Origin of the sequence: Acinetobacter sp. CE-15, assembly GCF_051059255.1 — a bacterium.
GTDB lineage: Bacteria > Pseudomonadota > Gammaproteobacteria > Pseudomonadales > Moraxellaceae > Acinetobacter > Acinetobacter guillouiae.
This window is the reverse complement of sequence record NZ_CP192737.1, coordinates 1,063,247-1,086,737: the sequence shown is the minus strand read 5'-3', so window position 1 is coordinate 1,086,737 and position 23,491 is coordinate 1,063,247. Positions and strand designations below refer to the sequence as shown.

Sequence of the window (23,491 nt, the reverse complement as noted above, 5' to 3'; positions counted from 1 at the left end):
GAATTGTTAAAACATGACATGAAAATTTATATTTTTTCTGGTCTGGTCCAAATCCAGATCAACCCAATCAGCAAAATGACCAGCAGGCTAAGTTTTAAGTGCAGATGCAGTGAAGACACCATTAACATTGTCGTACCGAATAAAATACTCAATGTCATCATCCATTTACGTGAACGCGAAATCTGTTTAAAACCGCCACGATATTGTGCGAGCAACATTGCAATATAACGATTTTGATGTAACCAACGATGCAAGCGTGCTGAACCTTTTGAGGCAAAAATTGTTGCCAAAAAGAGAAAATCAAAAGTTGGAATCCCTGGCAATACAATGCCCACCACAGCGAGAACAAGACACAAAATTGCCAAGATGATGCAGATCACACGCACCACTGAGGATGAATGTAAATTTGCGGATGGCGTTACCGGCAAAGACGCTAACAGCGTTAAGTCTTTGCCTTGTGTGTGATTGCTGACAGAAGACACTTTCTTCATGTTGAATGAATGTCTTTTAATAATGCGCCAAAATAATCAAAGGCTTGTTGAGCAGCGTAAATGACACGATCTTGCTCGTCTTGAGTAAAGTCAGCCTGATCAAGTTCCTCAATAAAGTGTTTCCAGACTTTGGCCCGCCCTTCTGGATAGGCAGCTAAATTTCTTGCAGCAAAATCTGCGGAAAACCCCAAACTTTGCTGGGCTTGTTTAAATAAGAATGCTGCACCCAGCGTAGAACCTTCTGATACATAGATCCAACCCAGCGCTTCAGGAAAGCCGATCTTTTCAGTAACCAAGGCCAACGATTCTGGTTCGATCTGAAGGTCTTGTAGGTCTAAGTAAGCTGCTTGCGAACGTCCACGAATATCTAAATCAGAAATCAAGGCTGCAACCTTGGGATGTTGAAATAAATATTCGACATTTTTTTGAAAATAATACTGTGACAAAGTAAATTTTGCATAATGTGCGACATCTTTAAATACTTGGGCTTTTTCCATTAATTGATGCATATATTCATGTTGACTGGCTGTCTCTGTTTTTAAACGAGATGCAAGGCGGTTGAGTGTGAATGAGGTGCTCATCAATTTTCTCCAGTTTGTTTGGTTTAACTGTATTACCCGCCTTGTCTGTAAAAACTGACATCATTTCTTAATTATTTTTACTTTTCTGATTTTCAGCTTTAGGCTGAATACTCAACACACGATCCCCGAAATAACGTTCTACTTTGATTGGATAGCTGAATTGCAATGCTGTTTGTAAGGTGCCAAAGTCATTGACTGGATATGAACCTGAAACTTTTAACGACTTCAATTGAGGGGCAATATCTATATATTGGTGTTGATAGCGCCCAATCTCTTGAAGCAATTTTTCCAACGGCATTTCAAAAGCCATGACCATATGGTTTTTCCATGCCAATATATTCGGATCTAAACTTTGTAATGCTTTAAAATTGCGATCATCAAAGCATAGCTGCTCACCAGCATGGACAATTTTAGTGTGTTTGGACTGGTTCAAACTGACTTTCACTGCGCTTTCTATGACGCCTAGACAGGTTTGCTTTTCACTGTTGTTGAAATACTGAACATTAAATACAGTGCCAAGCGCTTGCAGATTTGCCGATTCAGTTTCGACCAAGAATGGGCGATAAGCATGATTTTTTTCTTTGGCTGTACGTATTTGTATTTCGCCATAATGTAATTTTACAATACGTTGTTGCGCTGTATAACGCACGTCCAAAGCCGTATGGGTATTTAATTGAAGTTGTGTCCCATCTTCCAGCTCAAGCTGTTTCTGCTGACCCACCGCAGTACGATAATCCGATAACCATATATAGCGATAATCCGAGTTCCATAGCATGACACTGCCAAAACACAGTAAACAGGCAAGCACCAGTTGTTTGTTTAAATTAAATTGGGCATTTTTCTTGCCTTGCTGAATCAGCTGCTGCCCATCTTCGGGAAATTCCTCAAGGCTATACAATAAACGTTCGGCTTTAGACCATGCAGCTTGGTGTTGGGAACTTTGCTGTTTCCATTGTTCAAATTCAAGCTGTTCAGTTTCATTCAATGGTGCGTGTTGGATTTTAACGATCCATTGCGCTGTTTCTTGATAAATTTGATCATGCAACATGCAGGCATTAATCCATAACAGCTAAACATTGACTCAGTACTGAAACCAGATCACGCATCACGGTTCGGGTAGAAATATTTAAGCGTGTTGCAATTTCCTGTTGAGTCAGCCCTTCTAATTGTGACCAAATAAAGACCTCTTGCTGGCGCTCAGGCAATTGATTGAGTAATTGATTAATCAAACATAAAGATTCAATTGCCGATATTTTTTGCTCAGGTGTAATTTCATCATATTCAGGTCTGCTTGAAAGCGCCTCTAAATAGGCTTTTTCAATCGATTTACGTTGATACCAATTAATCAAAATTCCCTTGGCAACTGTGGTCAAAATTGCACGCGGCTGATCAAAATACAATTCATCTTTACGCTTTAAGATACGCAGAAAAGTATCATGGGCTAAATCAGCGGCATCTTCACTATGATTGAGGCGACGTTTTAACCATTGATATAACCAAGAATGGTGATGACGATATAGTGTGCTAATAGGATCAGACATACTTAAAGAGAATGAGAATTATTAGCAATATCTTAGCAGAAAAATAAAGAAAATAAGAGCTCGGTTTGCCCTTTTAATTGAATTTTTAATTCATCCAACTCATTTATAAGACTACGCAACATACTCGAATGGGACATTTGGTAAATCTTAAACAAAAATTTAATTCAAAATTATTATAATTTTATCAAAAGTTTATCGCTTTTAAATAAAAAAATTCTCGATCATCCTCAAGATGACCGAGAAACTGTTTATCACGTATTGGCGATAATTTATTGACTGATCGCTTGATCCACATTTTTAGCAAATTGTTGAATATCACTGGCTTGAATTGTTGTTTTACCTTTGCCAATCACTTGAAATTGTTGTGCTGCCGTTTCCTGCATTTTGACTTTACCTGTTGCGATATTGGCATCAAAACGTTGCATAAACTCATCCACATATTCCTTCTCAGTGACAATATGATCACCATTCGCATCGGTTGCAAAATATTGTTTGTCACGCGCTGTGAGGTAATCTCCAAGCGTTACATAGTTTTTCCCTTGACCATATTGGCTAATAAATTCGTTGATGTTACTCGGCATGGGCATTGAAATTGGTAGTTTCACGCGGAATCCATCATGCGTTGCATTACTATTGCCCGCTAATTTGGCATCTTCTGCATTTACTAAACCATCCAAGTTTTTATCAAACTCATTAAAGGTTTTTAAACCCGTCTCCTGAAATTCCTTTAGGGTCAGTTTCTGGTCTTTATTATTATCGAGAATGCCATAACGTACATGCGCCTGTTTTTCTGACATTTCACGGCGCTGCTTAAGTAATGGCTCTAAACGGGCTTGCTCATATTGAACAAACTGCACTTGATTGACTTTTTTATTCGCCTTAAACAATTCGGCATAGTCCTGAGTATATTGCTTAATTAAAGTGCTACTGTTCTGCTCTTTATTATTAGGATGATAAAGCACATATAATGCATATGCCTGTTGATAAGCATTGGATTGATCGACTGTAGCAGCAACCGCTGATCCAGCAGTTGCCATTGCAGTTAAACTGGTCATCCATAGCGCCAATTTTTTCATGTTCGTTTCCTTGGAGGTGAATATTTGTTGAATTAAAAAATTCTTTCCATTTTGCTGTTTAAAAAATCAATATTTAAATGCGATACTTGTTATATCGATTACCCTCATCATGCCCCTATTCATATAGCTCAACAGGGTTTAGATTGATGAGGGAGAAATCTTATTCAATGATATTAATCATCATTAAATGTGTATATTTCAGGTCATCCAGTATCTTCAAATCAGAAGTAAAAATATGGATTACAAATATACACACACAATCAACAAATGAGAATAATAATCAATTACAATTTTATTTACAATAACAATGTTGCTAGATCTGCTTTTTAACCTTTAACAAAATCCATCAAAATATTGAAAAATAATAAATATTTATAATTAAACTTCACTTTTTTATAAAAATTTGAACATGACTTTAGAGAGAGAATCTGTATTTTTCGATGATCTTACTGTCTTAAAATTTGTATATTTTGCTGTTGTTTATATTTTAAAATGTCATTTTCAGTTTAGCTTTTCCACCTCAATCATCCTATTGTTAATATAAAATTTATTGCATCTTTCTTTTTATTTCTCTTTAATTTCTCGTTATATTTAGGTTTGTTTATTTTTTATTCTGATTGGCGTTATTCAAATATAAACACTCAAATATTAAAGATCTTTCATACATCAATAAATGATCATGTGAAGTAAAGCATATTGGTATTGAAAATTCCTTCTCCCTTTGGGCATTGGTATCTACACATCTTTTTGTAGAGACTCTAATGCAATTTCAGCAATCAGCTTAAGGTCATCAACCGAATGTTCAGATAATAATTGTAGTGTATTCAGTAATATTGACAGACCAGCCAAAATTGCAGGAGCACTTTCCCTTGTTCCTCTTTTTTGTTGTCTTCCTGATAGACGTGTTAGAAAGACTCTAACTCTTGAATTTTTCTCATCATTTTCTCGCTGTATTCGCCAAGTTAACACACATGCCATACTTGCAATTAAGAGTCGTCTTAATATCGCTTGCGGAGTTGTTTGTAGCCATGACTCAATGTCATGGCCCGCCTGTTTTAACAACTTAAAATAGTTTTCTATTTTCCAACGCCAGTAATACCAAGTTGCCAATTCTATACTTGGAATTTCTGATGATACATTACTTAATAAGCTCCAACGAGAAAGTGATTTTCCTTGCTTATTTTTAACTTCAACTACAATCAGTCGAACGGTTAATGACTTTCCCTTTTGTGGTGGAACTCTTTTTCCCGTTTCGTCTTTCTGCATTGGTCTTGCATTACGTGTAATACTGATTTGAGTTTCACCAACATAGAGTTGTTCGCAATTCCCTTTATATTGAATTGTATGGGTTTGTGTAGTTGGTATTTGGTCTGACACTTCCCTTAACTTAACATCTTCTCCTTGATATTCAACACGATTTCCTTCTTTACCTCGAATAAGAAATAAATGTTCTTGTTGATTCAATAATCTAAGATGAGCAATTGAATCTCCTTCACGATCAATAATATGTACGAGTTTCTTTTCTATTGGTAAAGACTCAATATGTTCGATTTGTTCACATAGTGCATTTAAGTGGGTTTCTTTTATTTTATGCCCATCAGTAAATGTTGAATAACGTCCAGTAGCATCACATAAAGTTTGATCTAATGGTGCAATGGGTAAACCCGTTTCAGCATCAATTAATAAACTGCTTTGTAATTCATAGCCTTTGTCACTTGCATGTGTTCTTTTGAATCTATTTAACTTGTTGTTATGTTTGAAATATTGTAGTTGAGACCAATCATGAGCAACTAAGGCATAGTGGTGATTCGATAGAGCGATTTGTTCAAACGCAAGTTTTTGAAGAGGCTGATTGAGTTGTTGAAATGAAACGTTTTCGTTATTTAAGAAACGCCAAACTGCTTGGGTTGTAGCAAAGCTAGTCTTTTGGGTAGAAGCAATATCTTTAAGCGCTGGAGCTAATGAAGCAAGTGGATTCATATTAAGTTTTACAAGACGTCCGTAGCGTTTAACTAATCGGTTATCTAAGTGTGGAATGTTAAATTGGAGAGCATGCTCTCCAATTTAACTTAAATAGATTTAATTGTGTAGATACCTATGCCCTTTGGGAGAAGGCTAGGATGAGGGCGCTTTTATGTTGATTTATGGTTTTAAAAAGGACTTATGAAAGAAGTCTATTAATCATAATAATCAAGTATTATAAAAGCTCTAACAGCAAAAAATATTAATTTTTACGTTTTAGCATAAAATTGATTTCGTGATTTTTTATTCAAGGCTTGCTCGGCTTTTTCTAGAGTTTAGGCTTTTTCTAGGGTTTAGAGTTTTTCATTGATGCCCTATTTCTGAGTTTGCTCGTGCTTTTATCCAGTCACTAAATGCTTTAACTTTAGGTAATTCATTATTTTTCAATGATGTAATATAGTAATGCTGATCACATTTTAAATACATGTTTTTAAATGGCATTACCAGCTCACCACTTTCTAAGTCTTTTTCTACTAGTTTTTTACGTCCCATGGTAATACCCAAGTGATTTTTAGCAGCAATCAAAGCCAGATCAGATCGGTCAAAACTCATCTCTGAAGAATGATCCATATTTACATTAAAATGCTGCGTCCAACTGTTCCATTCATCTGCGCCTGTGCCGTTACTCCATGCTTGGCAGTCATGCAGCAATGTGCAGTTTTTTAAGTTGTCTAGATGATCGTAGAGGTTAAATTTTTCCGCATATGCAGGACTACATACCGGGATAATATATTCGTCCATTAAATACTGATAATTCAACTGAAAAGACGGTTGATTGTCAAAATAAAGCGCAATATCAATTCCGCTACGTTGAAAATTTACATCCTCATTACCCGTTAAAACTGAGAGTTGGATCAATGGATAGCGTTGGATGAAATCAGGCAATTGAGGCACTAACCAACACTGAGCAATCGATGGTCTTGCATAAATCGTGAGTGAGCCAACAAGTTGCTGATTTTGCAGTGCCTTAATTTCAACATTTAACGAGTCTAATGAAAATTGTAAAGCAGCTAAAATCCGCTGTCCCTCAGTGGTTAACTTTACTTTCCGATGCAAGCGTAAAAACAGTTTGATATTAAGTTCTTTTTCTAACAAATTAATTTGGTGACTTACCGCACTTGGGGTTAAAGACAGTTCTTCAGCGGCGAGTGCAAAAGACTCATGTCTAGCCGCAACTTCAAATGTATACAGTTTTGAGAGCTGAAAACCGGTTAGATTTTTATGTGCGTTGGTCATGCCTTTTTCCTTTTTGCTGAAACAAAATGATTGATCACATGCTTCTTGCTGTCCTATGCCCATATAAATAACGTATAAATCATTTAAAAATCAAAATTTATTTAGGATTTATTTTTCAAGTGAATTATTTTAACCCGTAGATCAAATATCATCGTTTGACGGATTTCTCGGGTTTAACTTCAATAGACAAAGAACAACTTTTGTCACAGAGATATATGGTATGGAAACCAATTTCGTGGATGTCGGTATATTATTAACCAGTATCGGGTTAATAATTTTCACTATTTTAAAATTTAAACTGCATCCCTTTTTAGCTTTGCTTCTGGCAAGCTTCTTTGTCGGTGTAGCAATGAAAATGCCATTACTGGATATGGTCAATGCAATTGAAAATGGGATTGGAAGCACCTTGGGTTTCCTTGCCACAGTCATTGCACTGGGTACCATTCTCGGCAAAATGATGGAAATCTCTGGCGCTGCTGAACGTATCGCCCTGTCTTTGCAGCGATGTCACTGGATATCCAGTGATGTGGTCATGGTGCTGATTGGGCTATTTTGTGGCATCACTTTATTTGTAGAAGTTGGTGTGGTTTTATTAATTCCCTTGGCTTTTTCTATAGCGCAGCATACCAAAACCTCTTTGTTTAAATTGGCGATTCCATTATGCACCGCATTAATGGCTGTACACTGTGTAGTACCGCCTCATCCTGCGGCACTTTATGTCACCAATAAACTAGGGGCTGATGTCGGTACCGTGATTATTTTTGGCTTAATGGTGGGTTTAGCAGCAGCACTGGTTGGTGGCCCACTGTTTTTAAAATTAGTTGGTCAACGTTTACCGTTTAAAGCAGTACCTGTCGAATTTTCAAAGCTTACCTTAAAAGAAGAACACAACTTACCTTCTTTAAAAATCACCTTATTTACAGTTTTTCTTCCAATCGGATTAATGTTAATCAAAACTGTGGCTGAATTAAATAATCATACATCCACTCAGCTTTCACATATTTTAGGCTTTATAGGAAACCCAATCACCGCCATGTTTATTGCGGTATTTGTTGCTTACTACACCCTTGGTCTACGCCGTAATATGCAGATGGGAAGCTTATTAAAAGCCACAGAAGACTCATTTTCTGCAATTGCCAACATCTTATTCATCATTGGGGCTGGCGGTGCATTTAACAGTATTTTAAAAGCCAGTGGTTTAGCTGACTCAATGGCTGTCACGCTTTCCCACTTGCATATGCATCCAATTTTACTCGCTTGGTTGGTTGCGCTGATTTTACATGCAGCTGTAGGTTCTGCCACTGTTGCAATGATGGGCGCAACTGCAATCGTGGCGCCAATGTTACCGCTCTATCCGGATATTAGTCCTGAAATCATGGCGATTGCGATTGGTTCAGGTGCCATCGGTTTTACCATTGTGACCGACTCTCTATTTTGGTTAGTCAAACAATACTGTGGTGCTACATTAAACGAAACCTTTAAATACTATACCTCTGCAACTTTCCTTGCCTCCCTCACCGCATTGGGCTGCACCTTCCTGCTTTCTCATTTTATTTAAGCCTTTAGGAGTATTTTATGAACGCTCAACAGATTAATCAGCTTATTGCCAAATATCCGATTGTTAAAGACCTTATCGCACTCAAAGAAGTGGCGTGGTTTAATCCCAATTTTACCTCACTGGTAGAAGGGCTGCCCTATGTCGGGTTGGACCAAAAAGATATTGATGATGCTAGTGCACGTTTGACACGCTTTGCACCCTATTTGATGAAAGCCTTTCCAGAAACAGCGGCATCTCAAGGTATTATAGAATCCAAACTGGCAGCGATTCCTCAAATGCAGCAACAGTTGGAACAGTATTTTGGACAATCGATCCATGGTCAATTATGGCTTAAAAAAGACAGCCATCTTCCTATATCGGGATCAATTAAAGCGCGTGGTGGCATCTATGAAGTGCTTTGTCATGCTGAAAAGCTTGCGATTCAAGCACAACGTTTAAACCTTGAAGATGATTATGCAAAACTGGATAGTCCAGAGTTTAAACAGTTTTTTAGTCAATACAGTATTGCGGTCGGTTCTACCGGAAATTTAGGCCTTTCTATTGGTATCATGAGTGCAAAATTAGGCTTTGATGTGACTGTGCATATGTCAGCAGATGCACGTCAATGGAAGAAAGATAAGTTACGTGCGCACAATGTCACAGTAGTTGAATATGCTGAAGATTATGGTGTTGCCGTAGAACAAGGCAGAAAGGCAGCATTAGAAAATCCAAACTGCTTTTTTATCGATGATGAAAACTCACAAACCTTATTCTTAGGTTATGCAGTTGCTGGGCAACGTTTAAAACAACAATTAGAACAAAAAAATATTTTGGTTGATCAACAACATCCTTTATTTGTTTATTTACCTTGTGGTGTTGGTGGAGGTCCCGGTGGCGTTGCATTTGGCTTAAAAATGGCCTTTGGTGATCATGTACATTGTATTTTTGCCGAGCCAACCCATTCACCTTGTATGTTACTCGGTGTTGCAACAGGTTTACATGATGAAATTTCAGTTCAAGATCTGGGCATAGACAATATCACCGCTGCTGATGGCCTCGCTGTTGGGCGAGCATCTGGCTTTGTGGGTCGAGCCATGCAAAGGTTATTAGACGGTTTTTATACATTAACCGATGAAACCATGTATGTACTCTTGGGCATGCTCAATGATGCAGAACAGCTTAAATTAGAACCTTCTGCGTTGGCGGGTATGCTTGGACCAATTTTGACCAATCAACATCAAGACTATGCCGCGCTACATCACTTTAGCCAACAGCAATTGGAAAATGCCAATCACATTGTCTGGGGGACTGGAGGAGGAATGGTTCCAGATGAAGAAATGGAAAAATACTTAACTCAAGCGAAAGCCTATAAAAAATAATCTGTATAGACTTGATTCGCACAGGTCTTGATCTCATCAGAATCTGGGGCGGTAGCAGATAAATAAAGTGATTCTCCTCTATCGCCCTAATTAAAGACTTGGGTCAGGATTTTCCCTATGGAATTAAACGATCCCACCATTAACCCGAAGGACTTGGGCATTGACCCAATTACTCGCTTCATTTACGGCGAAATCCAACACTGCGGCAATATCTTCTACAGTGCCTAAACGCTCTAAAGGTGCAGCTTTGCTCAACTGAGCAATCAATTCATCACTTTTGCCTTCAAGAAAAAGTTCAGTTGCCGTAGGCCCAGGTGCAATTGCATTTACCGTAATATTTTTTCCTCTTAACTCTTTGGCTAAAATAGCTGTTAAGGATTCAATGGCAGCTTTTGATGCAGTATAAACACCATAGGTTTCGAGTTTCATCCCCACCACACTGCTGGATAAATTAATAATTTTTCCGCCCTTTTGCAGTCGCTTAGCAGCTTCACGCATGGTATATAAGGGGCCTTTAATATTAATTGCTAAAACTTGATCAATACTTTCATCGTCTAATTGTTCAATCTTACTTAATTTCAAAATCCCTGCATTATTGATCAGCACGTCCAATCGACCATAGGTTTGAATTGCATAATCAAATAATGCAGTCACTTCATTGGAATAGCTGATGTTGGCTTTAAAGAGACTCGCTGTTCCACCTAACGCTTGAATACTGCTCAAGACATGCTCCGCCTCTTTATCGTTACTGGCATAATTGATAATGATTTTATGGCCTTGCTGTGCCAATAAGCTGGCAGTAAATGCACCAATCCCGCGAGAAGCGCCTGTAATTAAAATCACTTTTTCTTGCTGTGTTTGATCTGTTGTATGCATCGTGATGACCTCATGGAATAAAATATACCTCTAATCGCTTCTATGATACTGTTCAGATAAAACCAGATAATCTAGTTAAACCTGACATCTTTATCCGAATAAATCGAACAATTGGAATGGCGTATGGATAAACTCAATGCAATGTCTGCTTTCGTCAATGTGGTTGAACAACAAAGTTTTACCAAAGCTGCGCAGATCTTAAATCTGCCACGCTCAACCCTGACCGATGCAATTAAACAATTAGAATTCCAACTCAATACGCGCTTATTGTTGCGTACCACTCGTCAGGTAAAAGCAACCGATGAAGGCCATATTTATTATGAGCGCTGCAAATATATCTTGGCTTATATCAATGAGTCTGATCATGATTTTCTTGATGCAAAACCTCAAGGGCCTTTAAAAATCTCAGTTCATGGTATTTTTGCTGCGCATTTTATTCTGCCAAAATTAGATGATTTTTTAACAGAGTTTCCACAGATACAGTTGCAACTCACCGAAAGTGACCGTTATGTAGATCTGATAAAAGAAGGCATTGATTGTGTCATTCGTATAGGTCAGCTCAATAATAGTGAATTAATTGTTAGGCATCTGGGCGATATTCAACAAGTGACTTTAGCCAGTCCAAAATACTTAGAAAAATATGGCACACCACAGCGCTTAGAAGATCTACAATCACATTTTATGGTCGGATTTTATTCTTCTGCTCGACAAAAGCCACTGCCGCTTGAGTTTCTGACAGGCAAGAAAACACAGTTTTTTGAGTTGCCGTTAAAGATTCAAGTCAATGGTGCAAATACCTATGCAGCAGCAGCCAAACAGCATTTTGGCATCATCCAAGCACCGCGTTATGGTTATTTATCTGAGCTAGAGCAAGGCACACTTTGTCAAATTTTAACTGACTATCCTGTTCCATCCCTGCCTATTTCTTTACTTTATCCATCAAAAACACTGGTTTCACCACGACAAAAAGTTTTTATCGAATGGATTGTACGATTGTTTCAGGATAATCCATTGCTTTGAAGTTTGAATCACGCTGCTTGATAGATATGATTAACTAGCGCTCTCTCGCATTGATCCCCATAGCATTTATACGCCAACACCCAATTCCTGACTCCAAGTTGAATCAGGTTGTTGATAAAGATGCCAACACATATTTTTAACCGAATCCATCAAGACAACATTCTGACTATGCCAACTTTCCAACATACAATAAGTGATATGGATGCCTTTAGGATGAAATTCTCTTGCCAAAGATTGTGCCAATGCCCGAATACTGGCAAACATACTCTGAGTTAAGCCATTATTTTCAGCGATCAAGTTGGGCTGTGTTCCTAGAAAGATCAAAGTTCCTTGTGACTTTATCAACATCTGGCGAATAATCGCTTGGGCAATATTTACCGCAGCCAAACCAGTATTTTGCCAAAGCTGTTCGACCTGTTGGGCTGAAGCATCGGAATTCGACAATGATTTTGAAAAATCAGCTTGGAAAATACACAGTTCAATTGAATGCCCTGTTCGTTGAATATGGCCAACTAAATTTTTTAAAGCAGTCGGATTGATCAGATTCAAACGAACCCGCTTTAGACCTGAATCTTGTTGCTCAATCTTTAGATTGGTTTGCATAGGATCATGCTGAACTTGATATACAGGCATTGCCCTGTTATGTGCTTGATCCACAAAAAGCTGGCTGAGCGAGTGGGTTTCATTGCCAATAACAACAATACAGCCCTGTAGTTTGGATTTTTTTCTCAGCAATGGAGGAATTAAATTGTACATATTAGAATTTCTCCTGATAAGGACGTAAATCCAGCTCATGGGTCCATAAATCACGTTTTTGTTGATAAAGCATCCAATAATTCTCAGCAATCGCTTCTATATTTAATCCACCTGTGCCTCGTGTAAGTCTCAGTAAGCGTCCTAAACCAAATACAGCTTTATTAACACGATCACCATCGACCATGCCATCAACAATAATATGTGCAACATGGATATTTTGAGGCTTATATATCTGGGCGAGATGCAATGCGTAATTACGTAATGCAGATTTGCCCATGGTAAATGCCGCAAAAAAAGGTTTACCACGAAGAGATGCACTTGCCCCAGTAAAAATCAGTGTGCCATATTGCTGTTGTTCAAAGATTTTTAAGGCTTGTTGTGACACTAAAAAAGCCGATAAAAAAGTAGAACGCCACATTTGAGTAAAAAACTGAAGAGAGGTCTTTAAAAAAATTGAGGGAATATTGCCCCCCACATTATGAATAACAGCGACGAGATGCTCCTTTTGCGCATTCCTCTCCGCAAAAAAAGTCTGCACTTGTTGTTCATTTTCAGCATCCAAAGCATGTGCTACGGCGTGTCCACCTTGCGCATTGATTGAATCAGCCACGGCTTGCACTTTCGCTAAAGTACGCCCCACAACATGTACTTTTAATTTTTCTTGAGCAAAACGACGACAAACTGCTGCTCCAATTCCTTGTTCAGCACCTACGCCCATAACAACCACACATGGAAGTGTTGCTATATTTTGAGATGTTGCATTCTGCGTATTCATAGCAAGTCTATCCATTGAGCAATAGAAGGATAAGCTTTAATTTTAGCGCCCCAAATTTTACTGGTGCGGACAATCTCTAAAAGCTGCGAACCAACCGCAATATCAGCCAGTGTTTTACCCTCGCCAACCAACCACCCTGTTTGCGCCAACACCAATTCGATACGCTCTAAATGACGAATAAATTCCACCTCAATATCCTGCTTGGCCATGCGACCTGTCCCCTGCATTTTAAGTTGCAGGTTTAATGTTGCTTTGAGCAAGGGTTTTAACAAATATATTTCATGTTTGGGGCGACCTTTTGCACTCATTTCAACCGCATGATCTAAGGCAGCAGCATCACTGACACGAAAGTGCACCTCATAAAAATATAACAACTCGTCTGACCAATCTTCCCAAAGTTCAACATAGGCCTTTTGCAAAGGATCTTCAGGATATAAACGTGGTAAGTCTGGATAAGCATCATCAAGATAACGTGCAATACGGGTACTGTCCTGAATACGTTGACCATCAATATCTAGAACAGGAACCTTGCCTGCTTTACTGAGCATTGGCACTTTTGCACCCAGTACACCGTTATAATCCACAGTCTGATAAGCAATCCCTTTAAATTGCAACATCCTAGCAACTTTTTGGCAAAAAGGTGAGATTTCCCATTGATGTAATACAACTGAATTCATTTTATATTCTCAGCTTAATGTTGGGTCGATTGATATTCGATAAACTACATCATAGGATCAGCACTTAATACTTCAAAGGCCTGCTTTTAAAGCCATGATCCAAAAATTCTAGTTCAAAACCATGATGCAGAAATAGAATCTTTCAACGACGGATGATCATATTGGTTGCTGTTGCATGTGCATACAATTTTCCTTCTTCATCTCGAAGATAGCCTTCTGAAATGACTAAGTTTTTCCCTACGTTGATGACTTTACCTTCAGCAATTAACTTTTTATTAAACGGCATTGGACGGCACATTTTTATCGCAAGATCAGTGGTTCCATAACCCTCACCCGCAGCCAAGACGGTATGTGTGGCACACCCTGTTACTGAATCCAATATCGTTGCGGCAAAACCACCATGTACTCCACCCAATGGGTTGCTATGACGTTCATCCGCAAAGGCCATAAATACAATGCGACCATATTCAACGTCTCCTACTTCCTCCATCCCCATGGTTTTTGCAATACCAGGCGCTGGCACCAGTCCTTTTTGGAATGCTTGCATAATTTCCAGACCAGTCATATTGAGTGGATTCATCACTATTTCCTATTTTGATAAATAAAATACTTATTGGAGAAGGGTTGATTGTTCAGGGGATAAGCCAATTTTTACTTTAGTTTGTGCGACAATTTCGGATTCATCGGTATCATTCGGATGAAAATCAAACTGATAATAAGAGAAAAATTGCGGTACCAGCTTACGATAGGCTTGCACTGTAAACCCAGCAAACTTAGTCCAAGACTTAAGGTTTAATAATTGTTTGTCTCTCGACATTAACACCACTTGATATACATTAGAAAATAGTGTGATCAGCACAAGACTAAATGTAAAAATCGCCACGCGAGGAATGTAGGCATCTAAGCCCTTACCATATAAGTATTCATACATGTCATAAGCCACAGCCTTGTGTTCGGTTTCTTCAACACTGTGCCATAACCATAAATTGCGAATAGTGGTATCGGTCATTAACTCATTGACATTTTTCATCATCTCCACCACCAACACTGCGGTGTAATGTTCCAGACCCACTGTGACCAAGAGATTCCATTTTTTAGGAAAAGCACGTTCTACCGCTTTTAATATGATCCCCGTGGCTTTTTCTAAAGATTCAGGATCTAAACCATATTGCTGTGCACTGACATGAAAAGCATGGTGTTCTTTAGAGTGCATGGCTTCTTGCCCAATAAAGGCACCAATATCACGATCTAATTGTGGATTGTTTTTAATTTTTCCACGTAAGGCGCGCACTGAACGGACAAAGTACGATTCACCTTCAGGAAAAAGCGTCGATAGACCTGTGAAGTAATGGGTAAAGGTTGGTTCGTCATTACACCAATACTTGGGCATATCCTGAAATTCATAATCCATACGACGTACTGGAAATGATGCAGGTGTTTTTTGCTTTGATTTTTCTTTCACCGCTGATATAGACATGGTTCACCTCAAGAATTTATCTTAAAATAACAAGTTCCAAAAAAGAACTCGGAAAATTAAAATAATGGTCCATGTTGATCTTGTCAATGATGTGAATACGTTAAAGCTTCAGGTTGTCCTTAAATGACAGTATCATTCCTATAAAGACAATCGATCTAAGCCAAAAACTTAAAAGCTGTTTTTATCCATCGCATTTTCACCTGATGCATGATTATTCATGCCCATAAAATATAACCAATAAAATTAATAACTTAAAATAAAAATACTTAGTTGATATCTTAGAGTTCAACAACAGTTCAAATTAAAATTAAACATCCTCCTCTAATCTCTCCATCAAAACCGATTAAGCTTTTTCAGTTTTATTTTCTATTTCTATCTGGATTTCTGTCTCAATTTCTAGCGCTATTGCCATGTCAATGATTTGTCATAAAGGTGACACCTTGCTGTCACAAGCGCTGTCTAATGTGTGGGCATCTTTATAATGGATGAAACACATGTTAAGAAAATCGAAACAATGGCTATCCTACATTTATATTTTCCCCATTTTACTGGCACTCACCGCTTGTAATGATTCAAATGATGATAAGACCAGCACACAGCCTGATGGATCTAAAAAACCATTAATGCGTTGCGCACCATAAACATAAAAATACCAAAGGGAAATATTGTGATTAATCGTCGTCAATTTTTAGCAAATACACTTAAAACAAGTTTTGGTGCTGCTGCCTTATCTACATTTCCAGCCAGCATTCAAAAAGCATTGGCTATTCCTGCAAATAATAAAACAGGAACCATTCAAGATGTCGAACATGTGGTTATCCTGATGCAGGAAAACCGTTCATTTGACCATTATTTTGGTACATTAAAAGGCGTTCGTGGTTTTGCCGACCGCTTAACCATTCCTTTGCAAAATGATCGTACTGTATGGCAACAACAACGAAGTAACGGTGCCTTATTAACCCCTTTTCATTTAGATGGATCGAGTAATAATGCACAACGTGCACCCGGTACAAATCATACTTGGGTGGATAGCCAAAAAGCTTGGGACAACGGCCGTATGTCAAACTGGCCAACCCATAAAACTGATTATGCAATGGGTTATTTTAAAGAGCAGGAAATCCCTTATCAGTTTGCTTTAGCCAATGCTTTTACCATTTGCGATGCGTATCACTGTTCAATGCACACAGGTACAGATGCCAACCGTTCATTTCATTTAACGGGCACTAATGGTGCAGTACCGACCAGTACTGCGTTTGTCAATAATGAATGGGACTGGATTGATGGCGATCCCCAAAACGTTGATATCGGCTACACATGGAAAACCTATGCTGAACGTTTAGAAGAGGCAGGTGTTAACTGGATTTGCTATCAAAATATGCCAGACGAATGGGGCGATAACATGCTCGGTGCATTCCGTACCTTTAAAAAAGCCAATATTGCTTCAGGTTACCCAGTTTCAAGTGGTGGTGCGCCAAATAGTCCATACAATAAAGCAGCGCAACCGTTGCCTTATAAAGCTTATGATGCCACAACCGATAATGCTAAAAATCCACTGTATAAAGGTATTGCAAACACCCTGCCCGGCAATAAACCCGAAGAATTTTTAGATGCGTTTAAAAATGATATCAAAACAGGCAAACTTCCCCAAGTGTCTTGGATCAATGCACCTTCTATCTATTGTGAACATCCAGGTCCATCAAGCCCAGTACAAGGTTCTTGGTTTATTCAAGAAATCTTAGATGCTTTAACAGCAGTGCCAGAGGTTTGGAGTAAAACCGTTTTCTTGATCAATTTTGATGAAAATGATGGTTATTTTGACCATGTTCCGTCTCCATCTGCACCAAGCTTACAAGCAGACAATACTTATGCGGGTAAATCCACACTTAGCCAAGCTGATATGCAGTATGAATATTATGTGCATGACGCGCCTTTGGGTAGTGCCAGCAGCAGCCAGCCTAAAAAAGACAATGGTGTTTATGGACCGGGCCCACGGGTACCACTCTTTGTAATTTCACCATGGAGTCGTGGTGGTGTGGTTAACTCTCAAGTGTTTGATCATACGTCAGTATTAATGTTTTTAGAACAACGCTTTGGGGTAAAAGAAACGAATATCAGTCCTTATCGTCGTTCGATTTGTGGTGATTTAACCTCAGCATTTAATTTTAAAACCCCAAATGAAGATGTACTGCCAGAATTAAATGGTAAACAAACCCGTGAGCAAGCAGATCAACTTCGTTCAGCTCAGCAGAAATTACCAAATGTTCCGATTCCAACCAATTTACAACTTCCAATTCAAGCCAGTGGTATTCGCCCATCTAAAGCATTGCCTTATGAATTACATACCAGTGCACGTTGTCAAAATGATGGAACAGTCAAACTCTTGTTCTCGAATACAGGGACTCAAGGTGCAGTTTTTCATGTCTATGATAAGTTAAATCTCAGTCGTGTTCCGCGTCGTTACATTGTAGAAGCGGGTAAAACACTGGATGATGTTTGGAATGTGAAAAAGGATAATCAAGGTTTGTATGATCTTTGGGTAATGGGACCAAATGGTTTTCATCGCCATTTCAAAGGTGATTTAAATCGTAATCAAAGCCTGCAAATCAATCCTGAAATTCGAGTGTGTTATGATATTGCCAATGGTAATGTTTATTTAGACCTGACCAACACGGGCACAAAAGATGTTGAACTGGTCATTAGCCCAGTCGTCTATCGTAGTGACGCAGCGTTAAAAATCAGTGTAAAAGCAGGTCAAACATCAACACGACATTGGGAACTGAAAGATACATGGCAATGGTATGATTTTGCCGTAACTTGTACTCAGGACACTAAGTTTTATCGACGCTTTGCAGGACGCGTTGAAACAGGTGCAGATTCTGTCAGTGATCCAGCGATGGTGTAATATTTAAAGAATTTTGAATATTCAGTTTTTTAGATTGTTAACACTGAATCAAATTTAACAGCACCCCAGATTTTATTTAAAACTGGGGTGCTTTTTTATAGCGCTTGCTTAGGAACAAGTCACCCCTTCCATCACCACAGCTTTATTGGCTTCAGTCGCAACAACAGAAGCGGCAATCGCTTCAACCACCTTACTCAATGACTGCCGTGAAACACTGACAATATCAACAATTTTATTGCCATCTGCACCAACTGCATCGGTAAATACCATTCGACAACTGAGTTGTCGGTTCGGCAAAACTGCATTTTGTACACCTGTTGGCTGATTTAAGGGTCTGGCTGGATCATCACGTTTAATAATCCAAGCAACTGCCACCTCAATATCCCGATTCATCGCACCCATTAACGAACGTGTGTCGGAGTGTTCAATAATATCAAAGCGAGAAAAGTCGGTTGCAATACGGTAAGAGACTTTACCACCCGTCATACCACTGCTGTAACGATCGACAGCACCTAATTTCTGTTGCAAACCCGCAGACAAACCATCACGTAACTCTGCCCCCAACGTGGACGTCCAGCGTTCGTTATCCAATACATTAGATTTACCACTGCTGTCCTGTAAGACCAAAGGCGCCCTGTTTAAACGGTCGGGTAATCCCACTGGCAGGACTTCAATCACCCGTACATTTGAACTCACCAACGGTTTAACCATTGGCGTCAAACTATAGTAGTTTGGTGTAGGCGAACTGGAACAGCCAGCTAAACCCACAATGGCCAGTAACAGAGCACAACCTGCTCGACTAGACTGCGGCAAATAGGACAAAAAATGTGAGCTATTTTTTTTATTTAGCATTCTTAACCTCAGGCGTTTTCCCACGAATGAGTGATTCAGGGTGTTGTTCAATATAGTCAGCCATTAACTGTAAAGATGCGGCAGCACGTGTCATTTGCTGTAAAGCACGGCGGACATCCTGTTGCATTGGCGCATCACTGGATAGAATGGTTTCAGTAGAGCGCATGGTTTTACGTACATCATCCAACGTCGCCTGTAGTCCTGGCGCGACTTTCCCATCCAACTGCTTCACCAGTTTATCTGTAGAGCTAATCGCTGAATTCATATTATTGAGGGTTTTACGTACATCCTGCCCAATTTCCACCAATGGGAATTTATTCAGTTTATCCGCAATTTGCGATACTTGTGCTTGTAATCCCTTCAACTCGGTTGGTGTGGTTGGAACCTCAATCACACCATTTGATCTGATGATTAAGTTTGCTGGTTTTGCTTTAGGGAATAAATCAAAGGCGATATAGTTCTGCCCTGTCAGTAGATTTCCAGTACGCATCTGAGCACGCCAGCCTCTTTCGATAAAGCGTTTAAAAATCACACCATCAGGATCAAGTTCTTTGCCATTGGCTAAACGAGATGGATAAATGACCCCCTCAGCCCGCATCCGAATCTGAGTATAATTTGCATCAAACTCCGCATTAATCGACTGAATATTACCAATTTCAATCCCCATAAAGTCAATCGGTGCACCTGCCGACAAGCCACGTAAAGACTGATCAAAATACATAATGATACGATGTGGATTTCCATCTGGCTCTTTCAAAGCTTCAGTACGAGAATCCCATAAATTAAAACGACTTTGATCCGAAGCAACAGCAGCATGTGAATTCTCAGGATAACCGAAAGCAATCCCGCCAGCGATAATACTCACCAGAGACTGGGTATCTAGTTTAAATCCTGATGCACTTAAGCTGACATCGACACCACTGGCCTGCCAAAAACGCGCATCTGTAGTCACAAACTTATCATAAGGTGCTTGAATAAAGGTCTGTAACTCAACACTCTTACCATCTTTGGCCAACTGATAAGCCGTGATTTGACCCACATTGATCTGACGATAATAAATAGGAGAACCGATATCCAGTGAGCCTAAGTTATTGGCTTTGAGGAAAAAGATTTTACCCGGTACATCTGATGAGATGACTGGAGGAACTTCTAAACCAGTGAACTCATCCTGTTTTTGTTCTGCCTTACCGCCATCAACCTCAATATAAGCACCCGACAATAAGGTATCAATTCCGGAGACACCACTGGCACCAATTCGTGGACGAACCACCCAGAAGCGTGAGTCTTTTGCAGCAAAATTACTGGCATCCTTACGCAGTTCAATTTTGGCAATGACATGTGAATGATCATCGGCAAGATCAATTTGGCGAACAAGACCGATATCCACTTGTTTAAAACGAACAGTCGTCTTACCTGCAACCAGCCCTTCAGCCGTTCTAAAAGCAACATTAATGGTCGGACCAGTATCTAATACCGCTTTGACTGCCAACGACAGACCTATCAACAAGGCAATAAACGGAATCAGCCAGATCAACGATGGTCGCCAGCGTCCTTTATTTTTCTCAGGTTCAGGCAAAATCTGCTGCGTTTCATCTACAGCATGAGGATCCTGATGATCTGAGCTTTCGTTATTGGTTTTATTTTCAGACATACACACCCATCATTGTTTTATTGACTGGAATTAGATAAATCATGATTCAAGGGAGCATGATCCACATGAATCACATCTGAGCCTTGCAGGGAAAGCCCGTTCTTGTTGCGCGTATTCTGGGCAGCAGAATAATTATCCCAAATAATACGCGGGTCAAAACTCAGTGAAGCAAACATGGTTAAAACCACGACTGCACCAAAAGCAACCGCGCCCGGCCCAGCGAGAATAGTTGCCAGTGATTGAATCTGAATCAGGGCGGTCAATAAAGCCACCACAAAAACATCAATCATCGACCATCGACCGATAAACTCGACAATCCGATAAAGCATTGAGCAATGCTCAGGTGAAAAATGCAATCGTTTAGAAGACTGCATTTTTACTGCAATCAACAGAAAACACAGAATTAAAAGTTTTAACATGGGAATAAAGATACTGGCCATAAAAATAACAGCAGATACCAAATAATCCCCATTCTGCCAAAAATAGATCACACCACTCATGATCGTATCTTGCTGACTGCCTAACAAAGAATCTGTGACGGTCATCGGAAGTACATTGGCTGGAATATATAAAATACTCGCCGCAATCACCAAAGCAAGGGTTCTGTCTAAGCTCTTTGGTTTACGTTGATGCAGCACACTATGACATTTCAAGCAATGTGAAGCATGTTTTTCTTCAACCTCTGGAACCTGTTTATTGAGTGTTCCACAGCAATGACAAAGCACCAAAGACAAATCTTTGGCTCTTGGGTATTGCAACGAATTTTTATTGTCGATATTCGCTGAGTATTTTGAAAAATTAGCCTGAGACTGTTCAGTTTTCATGAGAGTCTCCTGTCGATCTCATCCCAAAGATCTTTGACTTTTACTGAGGCAATATAAACCAGCAACACACTCAGTATGGAGAATCCCCATAATGCAACGCCCGGAATCACCACAACCATCCCGACCAGTTTAACCAAGGTGACCAATACCCCGATCAAAAATACTTCAACCATTCCCCATGTTCTAAATAAAAACAGAGTACGAAATGCTGCAACTAAATAACTAGGCCGAACTTTAAAAAAATGAACTGATGAAAGGACATAGAACAGCAGCAATAAATCCAATAGAGGCACCACGAAAGTCGTGATAAGAATCAACACACCTACTGGCCCTTGCCCGGCATGAAACATTGCCCATGCCGCACCCAGTAATGTTGTCTGGGAATCATTCCCCTGCAATTCCACCTTAACAATCGGAAAACTATTGGCAATCACAAATACGATCAGCGCTGTTGTTACCATTGCCAGTAAGACACTAAACGGCTTGCTTTGCCGATAAAGCTCAGCACCACAACAGAGACAATAAGCACGCTCACCTTGGGTCAGCTGAATTCGATGATAGAGCGTGTCACATTCCTCACAGGCAACCAGCGTTTGCGGTGCAATATCACCATTTTGAATCAATGCTTGCTGATTCATAGGCGCAGAAACTGACGGACAGGAGGACGGCTCACGCATAGAACATCAACACCATTTTATAAATTCTTTTTAGACCGAAGCTCATCTTGCTATATTTTACTGGGATGTATACAGATGAGTTGTGATATTTTTTGATGATATCCTGTTGGTTTTATATAAACAATTGATCTGGCGAAATCTAGTCTAACAATTGACCACGCATTTTATCTATTTGCAATAGCAAGTGCCTATTTTGACATGATTAAAGACACAGTCGTTGCACCAAAAAATCGATAAAGACACGGGTTTTTGCAGGCAAGGTTCCCGTATTCGGATAGAGCAATTGGACATTTTGTACAGGTAAATCAAAATCAGCTAACACCCGAGTTAAACGATTTTGCTGAATATCTTCATCGACCAACCAAGCTGGCGATATCGCAACACCCAATGATGCAAGTGTCATCTGATGTATTGCTTCTGCCGAATTAGATTCATACTGACTTCTAACAAAAGGCAATGTATGTTTTTCACCTTGATCATTTTGTAAAACATATTGCGCATCCTGCCAATTCAATAAGCGATGACCAATCCAAGGAACATGTGCTAAATCAGCAATGTTATTGATTGGATAACGTTGTAAAAATTCAGGGCTGGCAACCAAATAAATCGGATATTCAGCAATTTTTCGTGTCCGCATCGATGAGTCTTTTAAGTTTCCCAACCGAATGACCAAATCTAATTTTTCAGTGACTAAATCATCTAAGGAAGAATTAAATGAATATTGTAGTTGTAATTGAGGATATTGGCGGCAAAACTCACCCAGCAAAGGTAAAATGAATTTCCGTCCAAATTCATTGGTCGATGAAAAACGCAATATCCCTGTGACACTTGTGGCTAAGTTTTGACTGCGCTCAAAAGCTTCTTCGATTTGCAATTGAATGTGTTTGAAATCCTCATAAAAGCTTTTGCCTATTTCAGTCAGTGCGATATTACGCGTATTACGAATCAGCAAACTCACATTTAAATGCTGTTCTAAATGCTTGATATCAATACTCACCATCGATCGACTTAAACCCAAAATCTCTGCTGCCTTGGTAAATGATCCTGAATCAACCACTTGCAGAAAACTGATAATCTGTTTTAGGTTTTTTTGCATAATCACACTGATTGTTTGAAATTATTAAACAATGATTTTACTTCG

The 23,491-nt window shown here is 39.2% G+C and carries 23 protein-coding genes; 5 read left to right on the top strand and 18 right to left on the bottom strand.

The features are described from left to right. Positions 1 to 26: 26 nt before the first annotated feature. From ACQ7EO_RS05125 to dsdC, 7 genes are all read right to left on the bottom strand, one after another. Entirely contained in the window at positions 27 to 491 is a 465-nt protein-coding gene (locus ACQ7EO_RS05125) for a YbaN family protein (RefSeq protein ID WP_434279063.1), read from the bottom strand. Further along, positions 488 to 1,072: a biliverdin-producing heme oxygenase gene (locus ACQ7EO_RS05120; protein WP_004823487.1), complete on the bottom strand. Its 585-nt coding sequence runs from the start codon at positions 1,070 to 1,072 to the stop codon at positions 488 to 490. The genes ACQ7EO_RS05125 and ACQ7EO_RS05120 overlap by 4 nt, the downstream gene beginning before the upstream one ends. A gap of 67 nt (positions 1,073 to 1,139) precedes the next feature. Beyond that, on the bottom strand, positions 1,140 to 2,120 hold the full coding sequence (locus tag ACQ7EO_RS05115) for a FecR domain-containing protein (protein ID WP_434279062.1): 981 nt from the start codon (positions 2,118 to 2,120) through the stop codon (positions 1,140 to 1,142). Between the two features lie 7 nt (positions 2,121 to 2,127). Continuing rightward, entirely contained in the window at positions 2,128 to 2,613 is a 486-nt protein-coding gene (locus tag ACQ7EO_RS05110) for a sigma-70 family RNA polymerase sigma factor (RefSeq protein ID WP_434279061.1), read from the bottom strand. Between the two features lie 269 nt (positions 2,614 to 2,882). Next, positions 2,883 to 3,689, bottom strand: a complete 807-nt coding sequence (locus ACQ7EO_RS05105; RefSeq protein WP_434279060.1) for a hypothetical protein — start codon at positions 3,687 to 3,689, stop codon at positions 2,883 to 2,885. Between the two features lie 735 nt (positions 3,690 to 4,424). Then, on the bottom strand, positions 4,425 to 5,669 hold the full coding sequence (locus ACQ7EO_RS05100) for a transposase (protein WP_244012863.1): 1,245 nt from the start codon (positions 5,667 to 5,669) through the stop codon (positions 4,425 to 4,427). A gap of 345 nt (positions 5,670 to 6,014) precedes the next feature. Continuing rightward, positions 6,015 to 6,947 (bottom strand): DNA-binding transcriptional regulator DsdC, encoded by a 933-nt coding sequence (gene dsdC, locus ACQ7EO_RS05095; RefSeq protein WP_004717679.1) that lies wholly within the window; start codon positions 6,945 to 6,947, stop codon positions 6,015 to 6,017. Between the two features lie 220 nt (positions 6,948 to 7,167). On the opposite strand from dsdC, the gene dsdX reads away from it, so the two are divergent. Next, positions 7,168 to 8,505, top strand: a complete 1,338-nt coding sequence (gene dsdX / locus ACQ7EO_RS05090; RefSeq protein WP_434279059.1) for a D-serine transporter DsdX — start codon at positions 7,168 to 7,170, stop codon at positions 8,503 to 8,505. 17 nt (positions 8,506 to 8,522) lie between these two features. Continuing rightward, positions 8,523 to 9,863 carry a D-serine ammonia-lyase gene (locus ACQ7EO_RS05085; protein ID WP_434279058.1) on the top strand — a complete coding sequence of 447 codons (1,341 nt, stop codon included), beginning with the start codon at positions 8,523 to 8,525 and terminating at the stop codon, positions 9,861 to 9,863. 123 nt (positions 9,864 to 9,986) lie between these two features. Here the strand turns inward: ACQ7EO_RS05085 and ACQ7EO_RS05080 are convergent, their stop codons facing one another. Beyond that, positions 9,987 to 10,739: an SDR family oxidoreductase gene (locus tag ACQ7EO_RS05080; protein WP_434279057.1), complete on the bottom strand. Its 753-nt coding sequence runs from the start codon at positions 10,737 to 10,739 to the stop codon at positions 9,987 to 9,989. Positions 10,740 to 10,862: 123 nt separating this feature from the next. Here ACQ7EO_RS05080 and ACQ7EO_RS05075 point away from each other — a divergent pair, with 123 nt between their 5' ends. Then, on the top strand, positions 10,863 to 11,759 hold the full coding sequence (locus ACQ7EO_RS05075; protein ID WP_434279056.1) for a LysR substrate-binding domain-containing protein: 897 nt from the start codon (positions 10,863 to 10,865) through the stop codon (positions 11,757 to 11,759). Between the two features lie 66 nt (positions 11,760 to 11,825). Here ACQ7EO_RS05075 and ACQ7EO_RS05070 read toward each other — a convergent pair whose 3' ends face one another. The 5 genes from ACQ7EO_RS05070 to ACQ7EO_RS05050 form a co-directional block, all read right to left on the bottom strand. Then, complete coding sequence (locus tag ACQ7EO_RS05070) at positions 11,826 to 12,515, bottom strand: SDR family NAD(P)-dependent oxidoreductase (protein WP_434279055.1); 690 nt, start codon at positions 12,513 to 12,515, stop codon at positions 11,826 to 11,828. Between the two features lies 1 nt (position 12,516). Continuing rightward, a complete protein-coding gene (locus ACQ7EO_RS05065) occupies positions 12,517 to 13,290 on the bottom strand; it encodes an SDR family NAD(P)-dependent oxidoreductase (protein WP_434279054.1) in 774 nt (257 codons plus the stop codon). Continuing rightward, positions 13,287 to 13,967, bottom strand: a complete 681-nt coding sequence (locus ACQ7EO_RS05060; RefSeq protein WP_434279053.1) for a glutathione S-transferase family protein — start codon at positions 13,965 to 13,967, stop codon at positions 13,287 to 13,289. The genes ACQ7EO_RS05065 and ACQ7EO_RS05060 overlap by 4 nt, the downstream gene beginning before the upstream one ends. A 142-nt stretch (positions 13,968 to 14,109) precedes the next feature. After that, positions 14,110 to 14,547, bottom strand: coding sequence for a PaaI family thioesterase (locus ACQ7EO_RS05055; protein WP_434279052.1), 438 nt, complete (start codon positions 14,545 to 14,547; stop codon positions 14,110 to 14,112). Positions 14,548 to 14,577: 30 nt separating this feature from the next. After that, the gene (locus ACQ7EO_RS05050; protein WP_004823502.1) at positions 14,578 to 15,444 is read right to left on the bottom strand and encodes a metal-dependent hydrolase; all 867 of its coding nucleotides are present in this window, start codon (positions 15,442 to 15,444) and stop codon (positions 14,578 to 14,580) included. A gap of 494 nt (positions 15,445 to 15,938) precedes the next feature. Between ACQ7EO_RS05050 and ACQ7EO_RS05045 the strand changes: the two genes are divergently transcribed. Beyond that, complete coding sequence (locus tag ACQ7EO_RS05045) at positions 15,939 to 16,085, top strand: hypothetical protein (RefSeq protein ID WP_171077790.1); 147 nt, start codon at positions 15,939 to 15,941, stop codon at positions 16,083 to 16,085. Positions 16,086 to 16,111: 26 nt separating this feature from the next. After that, the gene (locus ACQ7EO_RS05040; protein ID WP_434279051.1) at positions 16,112 to 18,346 is read left to right on the top strand and encodes a phosphocholine-specific phospholipase C; all 2,235 of its coding nucleotides are present in this window, start codon (positions 16,112 to 16,114) and stop codon (positions 18,344 to 18,346) included. Between the two features lie 108 nt (positions 18,347 to 18,454). Here ACQ7EO_RS05040 and ACQ7EO_RS05035 read toward each other — a convergent pair whose 3' ends face one another. The 5 genes from ACQ7EO_RS05035 to ACQ7EO_RS05015 form a co-directional block, all read right to left on the bottom strand. Then, on the bottom strand, positions 18,455 to 19,198 hold the full coding sequence (locus ACQ7EO_RS05035; RefSeq protein WP_434279050.1) for a PqiC family protein: 744 nt from the start codon (positions 19,196 to 19,198) through the stop codon (positions 18,455 to 18,457). Further along, positions 19,188 to 20,855, bottom strand: coding sequence for an intermembrane transport protein PqiB (locus tag ACQ7EO_RS05030; protein WP_167468956.1), 1,668 nt, complete (start codon positions 20,853 to 20,855; stop codon positions 19,188 to 19,190). The genes ACQ7EO_RS05035 and ACQ7EO_RS05030 overlap by 11 nt, the downstream gene beginning before the upstream one ends. An 11-nt stretch (positions 20,856 to 20,866) precedes the next feature. Further along, complete coding sequence (locus tag ACQ7EO_RS05025; RefSeq protein ID WP_434279049.1) at positions 20,867 to 21,673, bottom strand: paraquat-inducible protein A; 807 nt, start codon at positions 21,671 to 21,673, stop codon at positions 20,867 to 20,869. Further along, positions 21,670 to 22,311 (bottom strand): paraquat-inducible protein A, encoded by a 642-nt coding sequence (locus ACQ7EO_RS05020; protein ID WP_434279592.1) that lies wholly within the window; start codon positions 22,309 to 22,311, stop codon positions 21,670 to 21,672. Before ACQ7EO_RS05020 ends, ACQ7EO_RS05025 begins: the two co-directional genes overlap by 4 nt. A gap of 241 nt (positions 22,312 to 22,552) precedes the next feature. Further along, positions 22,553 to 23,446, bottom strand: a complete 894-nt coding sequence (locus ACQ7EO_RS05015) for a LysR family transcriptional regulator (RefSeq protein WP_434279048.1) — start codon at positions 23,444 to 23,446, stop codon at positions 22,553 to 22,555. Positions 23,447 to 23,491: the final 45 nt, after the last annotated feature.

Bases quoted from the DNA above. Each gene is read 5' to 3' on its own strand.
- ACQ7EO_RS05125 (WP_434279063.1), bottom strand. From the start codon at position 491: ATGAAGAAAGTGTCTTCTGTCAGCAATCACACACAAGGCAAAGACTTA.
- ACQ7EO_RS05120 (WP_004823487.1), bottom strand. From the start codon at position 1,072: ATGAGCACCTCATTCACACTCAACCGCCTTGCATCTCGTTTAAAAACA.
- ACQ7EO_RS05115 (WP_434279062.1), bottom strand. From the start codon at position 2,120: ATGTTGCATGATCAAATTTATCAAGAAACAGCGCAATGGATCGTTAAA.
- ACQ7EO_RS05110 (WP_434279061.1), bottom strand. From the start codon at position 2,613: ATGTCTGATCCTATTAGCACACTATATCGTCATCACCATTCTTGGTTA.
- ACQ7EO_RS05105 (WP_434279060.1), bottom strand. From the start codon at position 3,689: ATGAAAAAATTGGCGCTATGGATGACCAGTTTAACTGCAATGGCAACT.
- ACQ7EO_RS05100 (WP_244012863.1), bottom strand. From the start codon at position 5,669: ATGAATCCACTTGCTTCATTAGCTCCAGCGCTTAAAGATATTGCTTCT.
- dsdC (WP_004717679.1), bottom strand. From the start codon at position 6,947: ATGACCAACGCACATAAAAATCTAACCGGTTTTCAGCTCTCAAAACTG.
- dsdX (WP_434279059.1), top strand. From the start codon at position 7,168: ATGGAAACCAATTTCGTGGATGTCGGTATATTATTAACCAGTATCGGG.
- ACQ7EO_RS05085 (WP_434279058.1), top strand. From the start codon at position 8,523: ATGAACGCTCAACAGATTAATCAGCTTATTGCCAAATATCCGATTGTT.
- ACQ7EO_RS05080 (WP_434279057.1), bottom strand. From the start codon at position 10,739: ATGCATACAACAGATCAAACACAGCAAGAAAAAGTGATTTTAATTACA.
- ACQ7EO_RS05075 (WP_434279056.1), top strand. From the start codon at position 10,863: ATGGATAAACTCAATGCAATGTCTGCTTTCGTCAATGTGGTTGAACAA.
- ACQ7EO_RS05070 (WP_434279055.1), bottom strand. From the start codon at position 12,515: ATGTACAATTTAATTCCTCCATTGCTGAGAAAAAAATCCAAACTACAG.
- ACQ7EO_RS05065 (WP_434279054.1), bottom strand. From the start codon at position 13,290: ATGAATACGCAGAATGCAACATCTCAAAATATAGCAACACTTCCATGT.
- ACQ7EO_RS05060 (WP_434279053.1), bottom strand. From the start codon at position 13,967: ATGAATTCAGTTGTATTACATCAATGGGAAATCTCACCTTTTTGCCAA.
- ACQ7EO_RS05055 (WP_434279052.1), bottom strand. From the start codon at position 14,547: ATGAATCCACTCAATATGACTGGTCTGGAAATTATGCAAGCATTCCAA.
- ACQ7EO_RS05050 (WP_004823502.1), bottom strand. From the start codon at position 15,444: ATGTCTATATCAGCGGTGAAAGAAAAATCAAAGCAAAAAACACCTGCA.
- ACQ7EO_RS05045 (WP_171077790.1), top strand. From the start codon at position 15,939: ATGTTAAGAAAATCGAAACAATGGCTATCCTACATTTATATTTTCCCC.
- ACQ7EO_RS05035 (WP_434279050.1), bottom strand. From the start codon at position 19,198: ATGCTAAATAAAAAAAATAGCTCACATTTTTTGTCCTATTTGCCGCAG.
- ACQ7EO_RS05025 (WP_434279049.1), bottom strand. From the start codon at position 21,673: ATGAAAACTGAACAGTCTCAGGCTAATTTTTCAAAATACTCAGCGAAT.
- ACQ7EO_RS05020 (WP_434279592.1), bottom strand. From the start codon at position 22,311: ATGAATCAGCAAGCATTGATTCAAAATGGTGATATTGCACCGCAAACG.
- ACQ7EO_RS05015 (WP_434279048.1), bottom strand. From the start codon at position 23,446: ATGCAAAAAAACCTAAAACAGATTATCAGTTTTCTGCAAGTGGTTGAT.